Consider the following 13,897-nt stretch of genomic DNA (forward strand, 5'->3'; position numbering starts at 1 on the left):
GAAAACCTCCTTTCGAAAAAGGAAAAGAGGCTTATGAGGCCCCTTCTCCCGGTTTGGTGGTCATTAGTTGATAGAGTTTGGTATTCTTTGGAAATTTATTAGAAAATGGCACCAAGGCACTGCCGACTTTTATGAGTCCGTGGCCGGCATCTACATTGGTGATATAGGAGAGTTGAAGGTCAGAGATATTTAGGAGCTTTGCTAGTTCTGTTCGGTCAGTAGATGCTTGATTAAGCATAACGATAAACTCGGAGTTGGCGAGCATAGTTCTGGCCGTATGAGAGTGTAGAAGGTCATCGACGTTTTGCGTAATGCCGGTACAAAAAGCACCGTATTTTCTTACCCGCTTCCAAAGCTTAAAGAGGAAGTTAGCAGAGTACTCGTGCATGAATAACAGATAGATTTCATCAATGAAGATAAAAGTCTGTTTGCCAATACTACGGTTAGCGGTTATGCGGTTTAGGATACTATCGAGAACAACTAGCATACCAATTGGCATTAACTGCTCACCAAGATCCAGGATGTCATAACAAGTCAGGCGATTATCGGTATTAACATTGGTTTGCTTGGCAAAGGTGTTAAGAGAACCACGAGTAAAGAGTTCCAAGTCTAGAGCAAGAGCTTTGGCTTCAGCCTCATCTTGTTTTAAAAGTTCTTCGCGAAAGTCCTGAAGTGTTGGCGGTGTGCCCTGATAATTTCCTTGCTGGTAATGGCGATAGACCGACTCGGTACAGCGGTCAATAATAGATTTTTGTTTGGGACCAAGATTTTTGCCACCAATAACGTGCTCACAAAGAGACAAAAGAAACTGCGATTTTAGGATTATCGGATTGGCACCGTCACCATATTCTTTGTTCATATCCATCGCATTGATATGGTTATTGCTAGTAGCAGAGATGGTCACGACTTCACCGCCCATCGCTTTTACAAGAGGAGAGTATTCTCGTTCCGGGTCGATGATAATAATATCGGCATCAGAAGAAAGAGCGAGATTGGTGATTTCGTTTTTACCGGCAAAAGATTTACCACTGCCGGAGACACCAAGGATAAAAGAGTTGCCGTTAAGGAGCCTTCGTCTATCAGCGATAATCATATTTTTGCTAATAACGTTTTGCCCATAATAAATGCCGCCTTCATCAGTGATCTCTTGTACTCTAAAAGGAATAAGTACCGCGAGGCTTTCCGTCGTTAAGGTTCTAAAAGCATCGATTTTTCTAACACCAAAAGGGAGCGCTGTATTAAGGCCATCTAGTTGCTGGTATTTGAGAGTAGCGAACTGACAGAGGTGTTTTCTGGCGGTGGTTAATAGAGTTTCGGTATCGTTATCAAGCTCTTCTTTAGTATCCGCTGTATGAACGAGGGTTATAACAGCAAACATCATTCGCTGATCTCTAGTAGTCAGATCATCTAAGAATTCTTTACTTTCTTTTCGTTGTTGCTCCATATCGTAGGGGATAACCGCAGAGAAGTTGTTATTCTGATTCTGCTTGCGTTGCCAATTGGTGATATTGGTTTCCACACCGAGGAGGCGGTTTTCCACTTCTCTAACGGCCTCGTCAGTGGGAACGGGAATGACGTCAAGAGAGAGCATCATATTGCGGTTAAGATCCATTAGCTCGGCAACCATACTGTCTTTGATATAGGCAGCATAGTCTCGTAGGAAAAGAACGCGACCAAAGCGATTGCCGATACGGAAATGATCTTTTTCATTTTCAAAAGTATCGGGAGCAATATAGTCTTTGAAGTGATGACCTTTTTTCATGAAGTCTTTAATATCAAAGCGAAAAGAAATCTCTTCGCCGGTGCGGAAAAAGTCGTGAATAATACGGAGACGCTCATCAAGTTCCATCTCTGAGCAACGAGAACCCAGATGATTAAAGTGGCTGATAAGATCAGCACCGACGCGGGAAAAATAAGTCCTTGCTTCTTCGACGTTCTTTTTGCTGATGGAAATAGTAAGGTATTTATCCTGGACAATGGCATTGGCACTGGTTGCTTTTTCAAGGAGCATGGCATTATATTCTGTACGATAACCATTTAGATGATCCTCTTTTTCTTCAATGAGAATCTTATCTTCAAAATCTCGCTTGTTAAGACGCCGATTGTTAATTGTAATCTTCGTAGTGGCTCCGCTATCCAAGGAATTAAGAAGTTCGGAGTATTCAAGGAACATTCCTTCCTTATCCTCTTTGGAGGCAACGGCATAGTTAATATCTTCGAAGCGAAAGCTTTTGCAGAATTTATTCCGGCCGACCATAAAGATACCATCACTATAAATAGCTTTGATGGGGATAATATCTTGCACGCCTCTAGGAATAGCAAACTTTTCTTTATCTTGTTTAAGGATTGCTTGGAGTGTTTTAATCATGGGTATGCACTGCCTCACTTTCTTTAGTGTTTAGAAAAGTAACGAGTAACTGATGGTAGATATTTTGTTGTTTGAATAAAAGCCTTTTAGGAATGACAAATTCTGACCGGATAAAAGCCAGGGTGAATTTTTCTGCAGTCATTCCATGATATTTAATAAAGCCAATGGCGGCAAAAGGAGCGGCAGCTAAAATGCAAAGCCAGCTAAGTGTCTCCAGCCCGAAAAAGGGACGCAGTAGGAAATATAACCCTACTGCGACACCGATTGCCACCACCGAAAAAAGAAGCTGTCTAAGCGACAGCCCAAAGAACATGGATTCCGTATATTCTCGGATTTCTCGGTTGATTTTTACTTCCATAAAGCTAGCGCACCTCCATATCTTTTGTACCTAAGCTTTTCTCTTTTGCTCCGGCAATAGTTAATTCTTTCGAATTCTTGTCGTAATGCAAAACATCGTAGGAAAGAAGTTCGTCAGGAGATAGCTGAGAGTCATTTACTTCTTTCACCATCTGCTTTAAATCTTCTGGTGAAAGAGCTTTTCCCTCAGGGACAATTATTTGCTCATGGACGCTCGAAGGTAATACATAGAAACTATCGCCAATTGCCCGAGCAATCTGTTCTTGAGCTTCGGGATAATAAAGGCAAGTAGCACCATGAACGCGTTCGGGATTACTTAGGACGAACATCGGCTCGGTATTATCGCCAAAGCTCAAGTCATCACTAAGTTCCGGTAAAGAATCTTTTTCTCTTTCCCCGGTCATTTCTTCCATTATGCTTTCCATGTCAGCAAAGACGGCCGGAGAGCGTTTGGCAGTCGCCTCTAATGCATCCACGCTAAGAGACTGTAAATCATAGTGATGATTAGTTGCCATTGCTCTAGTGATATAAAGCCTGGCATCATTACCACTAATAACATTTTGGATAATGGAATAGGTGAAGGCAAAACCATTGCCAAGGGGCTTATAGAGAAGATCTTTTAAGCGCTCTTTATTGTGGTCGATACTAACAAGCTGAACCGCAAGACGATCTTTGATTTTGTCGTAGTCCATCTCGGGAGTCGAAATAGTGGTTTCTCTAGTGTGCTGATAAGCTTCGGAAATATCGTTCATTAACGATTCCATACTTTCGCCGTTTTCGTAACGCTCAAAATAGGGTTCGAGATAAAGAAGTGGTGAGGCTTTTTCTCCTTCCTGAATGAGTTTTAGGCCGACTTGCTTGGTATCATTATGCTTAGTGACGGTGACTAGCTCGGCATTGACATTTTTTAAGTTATCCGGCAAGTGGCTTAAGATGTTTTCTTTTACCTGTGAGTAAAATTCTTGATTTGTCATGTGAGTTCCTCCATTGTTTGAAAGTGGTTATCTGGTTACAGTCCCATCATTTCTCGGACAATGCGATCGGCTAGTTTGACGGTGCCGACTAGGACAAGCATGTTGAAGATCAGTTCCCCAACGTATCGCCAGACCATTGTGGCGGCTTTTAGTGAGGTATCAACGGCGGGTGGCGTCGTAGCAAAGAGAGAAAAGATGATACAAGCGAGAATAATAATGGCTCCTTCAAGACAAACGGCAGCGTATGATTTCATAAAGCTGATACCAATACGCTGAGTAGGTTCGCCGGCAAAGGTAGAAAGTGGAATAGGAGCAATGGCCGTGTACATATAGAGCTTAAAGAAGCGGCCATAGACGGACGTGATAATGATGAACGAGAGAACGGTGATAAAGAGCGAGCCAATTAGGGTAACGGCCCATAAGGGAATACTTTCGAAAAAGCCGCAGTCCTCGATGGCGGTCACGACTTCTCCGGGGAGCGTTAGGTCATTTTGCTGGTTAAAGCCAGCGGTAGCCATAATCTTTTTACCAATACCCTGAATGATATTAAAGAGGGCGAGCATCAGCTCAAGCCCATAAGTGATAATACCCTTGGCAATAGCAAAGCGGACAAAGAGCTTTACAGCCATCTCTGGTTTCTTTACATCGGTAAAACTTGAGCAAGTCTTTACGACATTCATTACAAAGAAGAGTACTAATAAGGCGAAACCGATTGCTCTTAGAGCATCGTGGATATTGAGAATGACGCCCCAGATACCGCCACCTTTGAATCCTTCCGGCGTCTGTGTTATCAGATGCCAGACTTGCGAAAGCTTATCGTTCCAAGTGTTGAGTGCGTTTTGTAGGTTCTGGACAACCCAGTTGTCAGACATGAAAATCCTCCTTTCTTTGAGAGTTTCTTTATAATAAAACACCACCGACCAGTAGATGATGCTGGTTGGTGGTGTATGTAAAAGTGGAGACTAAGTTGAAAAATAATGATATAATTAACAGGCAATTGTCTGAAAATTAAAAGAAGAAATCATAACAAGGATGAGGAGAAATCAACATGGGAAAAAACGAAAAGAAACTGGACCAGGATGCTTTAGAATTATCTAAGTGGGTAAGAGATAGGAGCAAAAAAATCAAACAGTCGGATGTAAAGACAGAACTGACGGTTACGACGAATAAAAAGGTAAAAGAAGAACCTGTTCTCTATAGTGTGTTAACAAAAAACACAGATAAAATAAAGAAATTTGATACGGAAACAAAAAGTAGATATAAGAAAATATTAGAAAGTGATGAATATAAGAAAGCATCGTTTGTGGCGGGAGCAACCGCTCCATTGGCAATGACACTTGGTAGCTCAGGTATGGGCCTAGGTGCTCTGGCAGCAACAAGTCTAGGTGCACCAGCACTTTTTGCTGGCGGGATTGGAGTAATGCCCTTATTGGGGCCACTTGGAATTGGTTTGCTTGGAGCTCCTGCAGCCATAAAGCTATTTAAAAAGTTGAAAAATGGAAAGGATAAAACAAAGGGAGAAACCCTTGGATACGCAGAAGAAACAATCAACAACTGCAAAGATTTTATTAATAAGTGTACAGATAAACTTAAAAAGAATGCCGAGGAAACAGCTGCTTTGTTTGGTGTCGATTTAGCAGAGTCGCTTGAAAAAATGAAAAAAACTGGCAAAAAGATAAAAATAAATATTGATGACTTTGCTAATAAAGACACCAACAAAAGAATTATGCAATACCAACAAATATGTTTAAATCAATATAATCGGCAAGCGGAACTAGAAGGCCTAATGGATAGGATGGTAACAAGATACAATGAGCTTCTTAATGAAAACGAAACACTGATTAAAAACCTAGGAGAAGCTGAGGAATTGATGGAGTTAGCGAATGTATCTATGGCAATTGTTTCGAAAGGAGAATGATTTATGATTTCATACAGAGAAAAACAACTGCTCATGGCTCAAAAGATGCTACAGGATGAATCAATTAGTTCCTTAGAAGAAGCCGGTAAAATCGTCAAGGACATGAAAGTAGGAAAGAAAACAGAGTATATATTACCTGAGCGTGAGCTGATTGCTAATTTTGAGGAGCTAGCAAACTTAGCAGAAAGCAAAGGGTACAGCACATACGTCAGAGTTGAAGATATTCTATCATCAGAAGAAATAGCAGAGATAGACCGTAGGAAAAAGGAGATTGATGATCAGTTTAAAAAGAAGACAGGCATAACAAATAAAAAGGATCTTTCCTTTTTAGCAATTGCAATTGCTTTACACGTTGCTAAAGGCCTTATTTTTCCTATTGTTGCAGAAAAAGTTGGCTATGGAGAAGGAGCAGATAAAGGTGCTCGAGTAGATCATGACGATAAGTCAATGCAAAACAGCGTAAAAAAGGAGAAAGAGAAATTTAGAGATAAGAATAAAGAAAAACGCGGAACTGGTGACTGGATAGAATTGATTTTTAAAACACCAGCTTATGATGCGATGAATGGTACGGCTAATTTAGGTCTAGAAGGTAAGTATCATAGGCTCCATACATTGGGGCATGATCCGATATTAGGATGGGTATTTGGAACGGCAAATATATTAACAGATGTTATGACTTTGGATGACTTTAGATCATTTGAAGTTGACCGAATACCTGTACTTAAAGTTAATCAAGAAAGGCCAATTAGCACATTAAATATGTTTGGGGATAGCATAAATATTGTAAAGGATGACCCATTTTATTTGATCGCGGCCCTTTTTGCTCAAGCAATGCATATTAAATCAGACAAGGATACTAAATTAGGATTACCAGTTCCAATTATTCAGGCTCTTAGCAATGAGAAAATAAAAGAATTTGCGGGCAAATTATACAAAGAATACGGATATGACTTCAATTGTTTAGCAAGAGATGCCGGTGTAATTGCTGGATCGGCTGCAATATCCATTTTTTTTAATTTAATAATTAGTCTTACTCACAGCTTATTTTATGATGAGAAGAAGGACCACTCTTTGGATTTATATAAAGTTCGCACGAAGAAGATACTTTTGATATCCAATACTATAGGATCTGCAAGTAATATTATTTATGCCGGAATCACACAGAATCCTAAGAGTTTGGATATAGGCGGATTACTTGTGACCATATCGAGATTATTTTTGGACATTCGCTTCATAACAAAGATAAAGCAAGAATTTATCGAGGCAGAAGTAAATAAAAATTTTGAAGATGAACTGGAAAAGTTGAATATTGAAATTTAAATGCTGGAGCTTGTCAGATATTCTGACGAGCTCCAGCATTTTGAGCGTTAACTAACTAAAAATACTTCGATCTAACTTTTAGTATATCAATATAAGAATCAATTATTTTAGAGAGATTAAGAGCTTTGCCTTGCTCAAAATTCTTTTCTACGTCTTGTGTCTCATGAATATCAATTATATTATCATACGATATTTCTTCCCCTATGAAAAAAGTTTCTAGGTGTTGATTTTTAATGAAATCTATAACTTCTTCAGTTGAATCAAACTTGTATCTGAAACGCGATTTATTTAGTTTAAGAATTTCAGATAGAAACGCGGGAATATAATCATACCAAGGAGCAGCTCCTCTCTCTTGCAAACTTCGAGCTGGCAAAATCATGACATTTGCTCTAGTTAGTGATAATTCAAACAATTGGCTGAGTTTATCAACAATGGGATTATTAGGTGGAAGAAGAATTTCGATGTTATCAAGTAAGTAGTTTAAAAACGGCCAGAAATCTTTATCTTTCATGCTAGGAATATAGCTAGTATTGTTCCAAATGATTTTTCCATCGGCCAGATAATAAATGACCTGCCGTAAAAGGAATTTCATACTAACAATGGTGTCTGCGTGTAAATCCCCATCAGTTAAAACGCAATCCCAATCATTTTGCTTTCGGAAATCGTCGAAAATAGATTGGTTTCCTAAATAATCTATTTTCGGCTCAGTGTCCTTATAATTAATCCACTGTTTTATTTTAAAGCGAATTGGTCGTAATACGTCACGTTGATATTGTTGTACATTGGAGCTATTTTTTTTAGTGATAACTACAGAAGTCATTTTGTTTCCGCGCACGTAATTATAAAAGGTTCGTCCTAAAGAAAGTTTTAATCCAGTATCAAAGTTGTTTCGCCAATCGTCTTCATCAAATAGTGACATTACAGTAAAAGGGATAGACGGTGGAGCAATACTTGCGAGGTGCTTTAGACGGTCATAAGTCTCTTCAAAGCTAGTGTCTGACATCAAGCGCATTCGGGCTAATTTGCCGAGCGTAAGACCCAGTCCATCTGCTTCCTTTTTGAAGTTTTCGTATTCATCATTAGTAAGTGTTACGGAAATAGATTTACTCATATTTGTTTTCGCCTAGTAAAAGGCCTCTCCTTTTAAAAATAAGACTGTTAACTTTATTCTGAAAATATGGCAATTCAGATAATCTGATTATATGGCAATTCAGAGAGAAAGTCAAGTATATGATTTGTTACATTCGTGGAATAGCCATTTACGAGCTCCTAATGTAGCTGAAGGATATCATAAAGATATTGTCCCTCAGCAAAAACTTATCCAGCAATCAGTGTCAAAATCTCCTTCGCAAAGGTAATGATAATGCCGCCGGCAAGGGTTAAGAACCCATTAGCTCTTTGCGAAGGGTCGTGAGATTTAAGGGATAATCCGACCTGTACGATGCCAAAGCCTAGTAGGATTAGGCCAAGAGCCCGGATAAGTCCGAAGATAAAAGTAGAGAGGTTATTTACAACCGCGATAGGATCACCGGAAGCCATAACTGGGATTGTGAAAACGGTAAGTACCATAACAATGGTTGCGTAAAGCGAGAAGATGATTTTTGACTTAGTTTTCTTGAATCGATTCATTTGTGATTTCCTCCTTGGAGTTGCTGACAATAGTTTCAAGTTCTGTTTCGGTGAGTAATTCATAGGAACTAGGTATATTTTCCGAAGTGGAAAGATTTGCATCTTCGGTTGAAAAGGAAATTGTGGCAACGGAAGCACTGTCTTTTCCGTGCTCATAAGCCGGGGCCTTGCCATCGGCAGTGAGAGAAAGACTTGGGTGCTTGAGCAAGTTATATTTTTTATCATAGATAGGCCTTTCCCCACGGATTAAAAGTAGCGCATATTCGTTATCAAGGACGCGTACCTCGTCAGGGGTTAGAAGCTCCCTACCGGCTAGTTGGTAGTTGGTAGAATAATTTCCGCTACGCCCTGTAGATTTACCATAGGTGTTAGTGTCGATGGTGGCCTTACCAAGTAGTTCGCTTACATATTTGTGGGTGGACTGCTCATTTCCGCCAAGATAGAGAAAGGAGTCACAGTTACCAATAATGGATTCCCACTGCTTTTCAAAGAGTGCTTTTAACTGAGCAAGGTTTTGAAGAATAATACTTACAGAGATTCCACGACTTCGCATGGTTGAAAGAGTTTTTTCAAATTCCTCCGGGAGAGCGACGTTTGCAAATTCATCCATTACAAAATGACAGTGAACGGGGAGAGGTCCTTGATATTTATGATCGGCCAGATAAAAAAGTTGTTGGAATACTTGTGTATAAAGGATACTGACAAGGAAATTAAAGGAGCTATCGTTATCCGGGATGAGAGCAAAGAGTGCAATCTTTTCCTCACCAAGTCGTGGGAGCTCCAGCTCATCTGTAGCAGTAAGAGCAGCGAGGGTACTTAAATTGAATTTCTCAAGCCTAGAGGCTAAAGTGATTTGGATACTCTTTAGGGTTTTAGCTGAGCCAGAGTGGTAATCTTTGTAATACTTTAGTGCGATATGCTCAGGGTTAACCATTTCCAAATCATAGAAGAGATTATCAAGAGGACTGAGGGCATAAGAATCTTCTTCGTTAACGGCACCGGCCCTTAACATCTCCATTACCATCTGGAAGTTTTGTTCCTCTTCCGGAGCTTCGTACTTTAGGTAAAAGACGAGAGCTAGAAGGAGCATAGAAGCGGCCGTATCCCAAAAAGGGTCATTGGAGACTGCGCCCTTTGGGGTGGTGCTTTTAAAAAGATTTGTTACTAGCTTTTGCACATCGTTATCCGTTTGCAGATAAGCGAAGGGATTATAACAATGGCTTTTGTCCATATTGATGAGATCAACGACCCGAATTTTATAACCCTTCTTCTCTAGCAAGTGTCCGGTGTCTCTAAGGATCTCTCCTTTGGGGTCTAGGACGACAAAAGAGGTGTTGCCTTGCATGATATTGGGTTTACAATAAAATCTCGTTTTACCGGCACCGGAGCCACCGCAGACAAGCACATGAAGGTTGCGACGATGTTTCTTTCCGTTAAATCCTAGGCGGACATTATCGGTTAAGAGTTTATTATTGTCTGGTGGCTTTTGTTCATATTTCCGGTTGATAGTCTTAGCAACGCCCCACAGGGCAGATCCATACTCAACACCCTTTCGGTAATTACGTTTTGTAGAAAAGTATATACCGATACCAAAAGCATATAGGAGGAGAAAGAGCATGACGCTACGGAGGCTGTCTTTACATAGAGTGATGGTAAATGGATCGGCAATAACCTTATCGATATTTTGCAATAGAGAAGGTAACCCTTGCTCCATATATGGAGCAAAAAGAAGTGCAAGCCAGAGAATGGGAATGATGCCAAGGAAGATAAGAATAGAGGTGGCTTTAGTATTATCGTTCATAGGCATTGCTTTCTTCCCGGATCATCAAGCCTCGTTTTTGCGCCTTTGCCGCTTTTAAAATAATGGAGTCGAGATCTTCAAAGGGACGATTTTTATCCCGGTACAGATTACGTAGTTCCAGAAGACTGTTTATCAGGATATTTACTTCTTCTGGTTTAAGCTTTAATTGATAGGATTCCTTAAACATAAATTAACGCTCCTTTCTGACCGGTACCTTGGGCGCTTTGGTTTTTTCCGGAGTAGGTCCATTCTTTGTCTTGGTCTGATCGTAGGACTTAAGCTTTTCTCTCACAGAGGGCTTTCTAGAATCCTTTGTTGACGCGGAGTTTTTCTCGGACAGAGGTTTTTCGTCTGCCCTTTTGACAAAAGGGTCGCGTTCTAGTTCTTGTACAACCGAAGCTTTATCGACGGTAGCAAGAGAGAAACGTTCCATAATTCTCTGAATCTTTGAGGCGTCTTCTGCTCTGGCAATGATATCAACTTCTGCAGTAGGCTCTTTTTTATTCTTGTCTCGTAAGACACAGTACAAAACCCCGTAGCGCTTAGCCTCAGCTACAAATTTTTTCTGATCCTGATTTTGAATGGAAAAGACTTTTAATTCCTTGCCGGACTTAAGCATGTTGCTTAGTCTTGATTTACCTTTTGTTTTTTGGGTTTCATTTAAAGCTGCAATTAATAGCACGGCAATATTTTTTGCACCGGTACCGGTAATCTTTGCAGCCACTTCCACACCTTCAAGAGACATGTGGACAATTTGTTCAGCAGCATCTCCGCCATTATTCATGATTTGTAGTACTCCTTTCTTCGTTCTTCTTTGTTAATTGTCTGTAGATTCTCCCGCATTTTAATCGAGCGTTCTTCAATTCGTTCACAGAGTTTCACCTCCCTCCGCAAAGATTTAATCTGGTTACTAGTAGCAGATATCTGAGCTTTAATACGCTCCTTTTGATTATCAGGAACTTTTCTTCGTAACTTCTTACGTAAGTTATCTCGGTTAATAATAAGAACTTCGAGACTTTGCTGAGACTTATTTTTTCTAATTCCAAGTTCCCCGATGGTACCGATTTTGTTTTGACCGAGATAACGAAATTCGGCGCTTAATTGGCCGACTTTAATTAAGTCATCACGGAGTAAATAGTAAAGACGATTTGGATTTTGTCGTCTTTTCGAAATGATTCCAAGTCGGTAGCAATAGTGGAGATAAAGCTTGTAAAGAGAGCCATAGATTAAAGGCCTAGGTTTCTTGACGTGATAGTGAGAAAGTTGACTCTTGGTCTTTCGTTCTTGAAAAGCTTTTATGCGAACAAGGGGAGAGTTTTCTGTTATGCGCTCCAGAATACGCTCATTAGTATACTCATCACCAAGGCGGGCGAGGCGGATTGACTTTTCCCAACCGGGTAAGGTTACGGTCCAATATTTCCTCTTAGGATTGAATTGAGTGGAGTAGCCAAGTGCTTTAAGGTGAGAATTGAATTCTTGAAGATTACAACTTTTACTTATGGCCTCATCAATCGCTGTCTTTGCCAAATTGTAGCGGGTAGGCATTCCGGCTTCAGAGAGTGAAGTCTCATGCTGAGAGCGTGATTTTCTGATTTTATTTTCAACCGTACTGAGATCGTGAGCCAAACATATTCTGTCGGAGAATGCTTGCAGTTCATACCACTTTGCTTGACGACACCTGTGCCCATCTTTAAAGGAAATAGAATTTACTACGAGGTGATTGTGGTAGCAGTCGGTATTGAGGTGCGTAGCGACTACTACTTGAAAATTGTCTCCCCATAGTTCTTTGGCAAGCTCTAAGCCAATAGCGTGTGCTTGAGCCGGGGTGACTTCGCCTGGGGCAAAACTCTGATAGGCATGATAGGCGACGATGCCTCCTTCTTTGTCAAACTGCTTTTTAACAGTAATAAACTGATCGTTGGCATAATCGGGATTGCAATTAATTCCGGAAACATAAAAACGTTTTTCGGTTTTGGCATTATCGGCAGCATAATGCATGACAGCTAAAAGAGATTGATCTTCAAAGCTTACGAGAGCGCTACTAGTTTTATCTTGATTTTCGATATAGTTAATGGAGTGATGAAGCTGACCTTTAATTGGCCATATTTTAGTTACTGCCATTTTTTCTCGCTCTTTTCCGGTTGAAGGAATTTTCGTTCAATATCCATTTGCATTTTCCGCATACGCTTCAGCTCATCTTCAATTAGTGTCGGACTAACTGTACCGTTTAAATAAATCAGATTGCAAAACTCTTCCATAGAATCACAGACGGTATTGAACTCCCTCATGCATTTATAAAAAGTTTCGTCAGGTTTTGCTCTAGGTTCATAATTACGAAGCAAAAGCCGCATAAGTGCGGCTTCGGTAAGGCAAGTAGACTTTGCCTTGCGTTTTAATTCAATATCCTCCTCTTGATTGAGCCAGAACTGTTTTTTGATTGTTCGCTTCATGTGGAGCTCCTTTCTTTGCATAATAAAAAGGCCATCGTCAATACGATAGCCCTTAGTAACAATGCATATGTGGGTGTAATTAAAGTGTGTTTATTTCCTTTTCTAAGATAGCTATTTCCCTAATGATCTCATTAAATTCTGGAATGTCTCCATAAATCATATTTTTCATATGTTCATAGTCGTCTGCAAGTTGAGAAATAGTACTTTCTGAAGGAACCAATTTTAAGGATCCAATTTTTGCAGTTTCATACCCAGCACTCTTGGCATAGTAGAACTTGCTTTTAAAATTGATATCTTTTTTTAGAAGATCATTTCGTTTTAGAGCCTTTCCTTTTACATCAGTGTTTACCATACAATAGACGTCATAATAATGTCTGGCGTAGCGCGGGATCAAGGATTTTCCTTCTTGGGTTGCAACTTTATGTAAGATTGTAAGTTTTTCCCAAAAGGTACGCTCTACATCCGTTGTTCTAACCTTTGAAATGGTTTCTTCAAAGAGTTCAGGGTATTGCTCAGCACTATAAGAGATAATTTCCTCATAATGGCTAGGAGACCACTCAGCAAGGGCACCTATTTCGAGCCGAACCTCGGGACGTAAATAGATATCGTCATAAAGATGTGGATATGCAAAGTTTACAATACTTTCTAATCCGTCCTTTTCTATATAGATTTCCGGGATAGTTCCCATTTCTTCGTGAAAGCCTTTTCTTAAATGGGGGACGAGAACTTCTTCTAGGAACGTGTTGGTATCTGCTCGCATTTGTTTACTATATTTATCCTGCTTTGTTTTGCTCCGATTTTCCCAGGGCTCATCGGTAGTGTAACCAAGAAGTCGCCAATCGATCATCAAGTCAATATCCTCAGAAAAGCGACTTATTATGTGATAAACTTTAGAAAGACTAGTTCCACCTTTAAAAACGAGAGCGTCCTTCCAAGGGCTACGACTAAATAAATAGTCGAGAACATAACAAACCCAAAAATCCTTTTCAATTATAGCGTCTGTTAGTCCCATGCGGTTAGCCGTATTTCTAAATAATTCTCTCTTTTCTTCATTTGTTAGCTTTACAATTCGTTTCATTT

14 protein-coding genes are annotated in these 13,897 nt (G+C 40.0%); 2 read left to right on the forward strand and 12 right to left on the reverse strand.

Features of this window, described 5'->3' with window-relative positions; translation table 11 throughout:
- Positions 1–31: 31 nt before the first annotated feature.
- The 4 genes from NHH16_RS11635 to NHH16_RS11650 are packed head-to-tail and all read right to left on the reverse strand — an operon-like array spanning position 32 to position 4,571.
- The gene (locus tag NHH16_RS11635; RefSeq protein WP_262069777.1) at positions 32–2,368 is read right to left on the reverse strand and encodes a VirB4-like conjugal transfer ATPase, CD1110 family; all 2,337 of its coding nucleotides are present in this window, start codon (positions 2,366–2,368) and stop codon (positions 32–34) included.
- Positions 2,361–2,726, reverse strand: coding sequence for a PrgI family protein (locus NHH16_RS11640; RefSeq protein WP_262069778.1), 366 nt, complete (start codon positions 2,724–2,726; stop codon positions 2,361–2,363). The genes NHH16_RS11635 and NHH16_RS11640 overlap by 8 nt, the downstream gene beginning before the upstream one ends.
- A gap of 4 nt (positions 2,727–2,730) precedes the next feature.
- Positions 2,731–3,699: a DUF5688 family protein gene (locus NHH16_RS11645; protein WP_262069779.1), complete on the reverse strand. Its 969-nt coding sequence runs from the start codon at positions 3,697–3,699 to the stop codon at positions 2,731–2,733.
- A 35-nt stretch (positions 3,700–3,734) separates the two neighbouring features.
- Entirely contained in the window at positions 3,735–4,571 is an 837-nt protein-coding gene (locus NHH16_RS11650) for a VirB6/TrbL-like conjugal transfer protein, CD1112 family (protein WP_262069780.1), read from the reverse strand.
- Between the two features lie 176 nt (positions 4,572–4,747).
- On the opposite strand from NHH16_RS11650, the gene NHH16_RS11655 reads away from it, so the two are divergent.
- Together NHH16_RS11655 and NHH16_RS11660 are read left to right on the forward strand one after the other, a co-directional pair.
- Positions 4,748–5,617, forward strand: coding sequence for a hypothetical protein (locus NHH16_RS11655; RefSeq protein WP_262069781.1), 870 nt, complete (start codon positions 4,748–4,750; stop codon positions 5,615–5,617).
- 3 nt (positions 5,618–5,620) lie between these two features.
- A complete protein-coding gene (locus tag NHH16_RS11660; RefSeq protein WP_262069782.1) occupies positions 5,621–6,937 on the forward strand; it encodes a hypothetical protein in 1,317 nt (438 codons plus the stop codon).
- Between the two features lie 55 nt (positions 6,938–6,992).
- On the opposite strand, the gene NHH16_RS11665 is transcribed toward NHH16_RS11660, so the two are convergent.
- From NHH16_RS11665 to NHH16_RS11700, 8 genes are all read right to left on the reverse strand, one after another.
- On the reverse strand, positions 6,993–8,048 hold the full coding sequence (locus NHH16_RS11665) for a single-stranded DNA-binding protein (RefSeq protein WP_262069783.1): 1,056 nt from the start codon (positions 8,046–8,048) through the stop codon (positions 6,993–6,995).
- A 206-nt stretch (positions 8,049–8,254) separates the two neighbouring features.
- Positions 8,255–8,506: a glutamyl-tRNA amidotransferase gene (locus tag NHH16_RS11670; protein ID WP_262069807.1), complete on the reverse strand. Its 252-nt coding sequence runs from the start codon at positions 8,504–8,506 to the stop codon at positions 8,255–8,257.
- A 37-nt stretch (positions 8,507–8,543) separates the two neighbouring features.
- Entirely contained in the window at positions 8,544–10,373 is a 1,830-nt protein-coding gene (locus NHH16_RS11675; protein WP_416389390.1) for a VirD4-like conjugal transfer protein, CD1115 family, read from the reverse strand.
- Positions 10,357–10,554, reverse strand: a complete 198-nt coding sequence (locus NHH16_RS11680) for a hypothetical protein (RefSeq protein ID WP_262069785.1) — start codon at positions 10,552–10,554, stop codon at positions 10,357–10,359. Before NHH16_RS11680 ends, NHH16_RS11675 begins: the two co-directional genes overlap by 17 nt.
- A 3-nt stretch (positions 10,555–10,557) precedes the next feature.
- A complete protein-coding gene (locus tag NHH16_RS11685; protein WP_330643524.1) occupies positions 10,558–11,151 on the reverse strand; it encodes a PcfB family protein in 594 nt (197 codons plus the stop codon).
- Positions 11,148–12,488, reverse strand: coding sequence for a relaxase/mobilization nuclease domain-containing protein (locus tag NHH16_RS11690; RefSeq protein WP_262069786.1), 1,341 nt, complete (start codon positions 12,486–12,488; stop codon positions 11,148–11,150). The genes NHH16_RS11685 and NHH16_RS11690 overlap by 4 nt, the downstream gene beginning before the upstream one ends.
- Positions 12,479–12,817, reverse strand: coding sequence for a plasmid mobilization relaxosome protein MobC (locus tag NHH16_RS11695; protein ID WP_262069787.1), 339 nt, complete (start codon positions 12,815–12,817; stop codon positions 12,479–12,481). The genes NHH16_RS11690 and NHH16_RS11695 overlap by 10 nt, the downstream gene beginning before the upstream one ends.
- A 79-nt stretch (positions 12,818–12,896) precedes the next feature.
- On the reverse strand, positions 12,897–13,895 hold the full coding sequence (locus tag NHH16_RS11700) for a nucleotidyl transferase AbiEii/AbiGii toxin family protein (protein WP_262069788.1): 999 nt from the start codon (positions 13,893–13,895) through the stop codon (positions 12,897–12,899).
- Positions 13,896–13,897: the final 2 nt, after the last annotated feature.

It is taken from the genome of Ohessyouella blattaphilus, assembly GCF_024721265.1.
Lineage (GTDB): Bacteria > Bacillota > Clostridia > Lachnospirales > Lachnospiraceae > Aequitasia > Aequitasia blattaphilus_A.

Bases quoted from the DNA above. Each gene is read 5' to 3' on its own strand.
- NHH16_RS11635 (WP_262069777.1), bottom strand. From the start codon at position 2,368: ATGATTAAAACACTCCAAGCAATCCTTAAACAAGATAAAGAAAAGTTT.
- NHH16_RS11700 (WP_262069788.1), bottom strand. From the start codon at position 13,895: ATGAAACGAATTGTAAAGCTAACAAATGAAGAAAAGAGAGAATTATTT.
- NHH16_RS11695 (WP_262069787.1), bottom strand. From the start codon at position 12,817: ATGAAGCGAACAATCAAAAAACAGTTCTGGCTCAATCAAGAGGAGGAT.
- NHH16_RS11675 (WP_416389390.1), bottom strand. From the start codon at position 10,373: ATGCCTATGAACGATAATACTAAAGCCACCTCTATTCTTATCTTCCTT.
- NHH16_RS11690 (WP_262069786.1), bottom strand. From the start codon at position 12,488: ATGGCAGTAACTAAAATATGGCCAATTAAAGGTCAGCTTCATCACTCC.
- NHH16_RS11645 (WP_262069779.1), bottom strand. From the start codon at position 3,699: ATGACAAATCAAGAATTTTACTCACAGGTAAAAGAAAACATCTTAAGC.
- NHH16_RS11655 (WP_262069781.1), top strand. From the start codon at position 4,748: ATGGGAAAAAACGAAAAGAAACTGGACCAGGATGCTTTAGAATTATCT.
- NHH16_RS11680 (WP_262069785.1), bottom strand. From the start codon at position 10,554: ATGTTTAAGGAATCCTATCAATTAAAGCTTAAACCAGAAGAAGTAAAT.
- NHH16_RS11670 (WP_262069807.1), bottom strand. From the start codon at position 8,506: ATGGTACTTACCGTTTTCACAATCCCAGTTATGGCTTCCGGTGATCCT.
- NHH16_RS11650 (WP_262069780.1), bottom strand. From the start codon at position 4,571: ATGTCTGACAACTGGGTTGTCCAGAACCTACAAAACGCACTCAACACT.
- NHH16_RS11685 (WP_330643524.1), bottom strand. From the start codon at position 11,151: ATGAATAATGGCGGAGATGCTGCTGAACAAATTGTCCACATGTCTCTT.
- NHH16_RS11660 (WP_262069782.1), top strand. From the start codon at position 5,621: ATGATTTCATACAGAGAAAAACAACTGCTCATGGCTCAAAAGATGCTA.
- NHH16_RS11640 (WP_262069778.1), bottom strand. From the start codon at position 2,726: ATGGAAGTAAAAATCAACCGAGAAATCCGAGAATATACGGAATCCATG.
- NHH16_RS11665 (WP_262069783.1), bottom strand. From the start codon at position 8,048: ATGAGTAAATCTATTTCCGTAACACTTACTAATGATGAATACGAAAAC.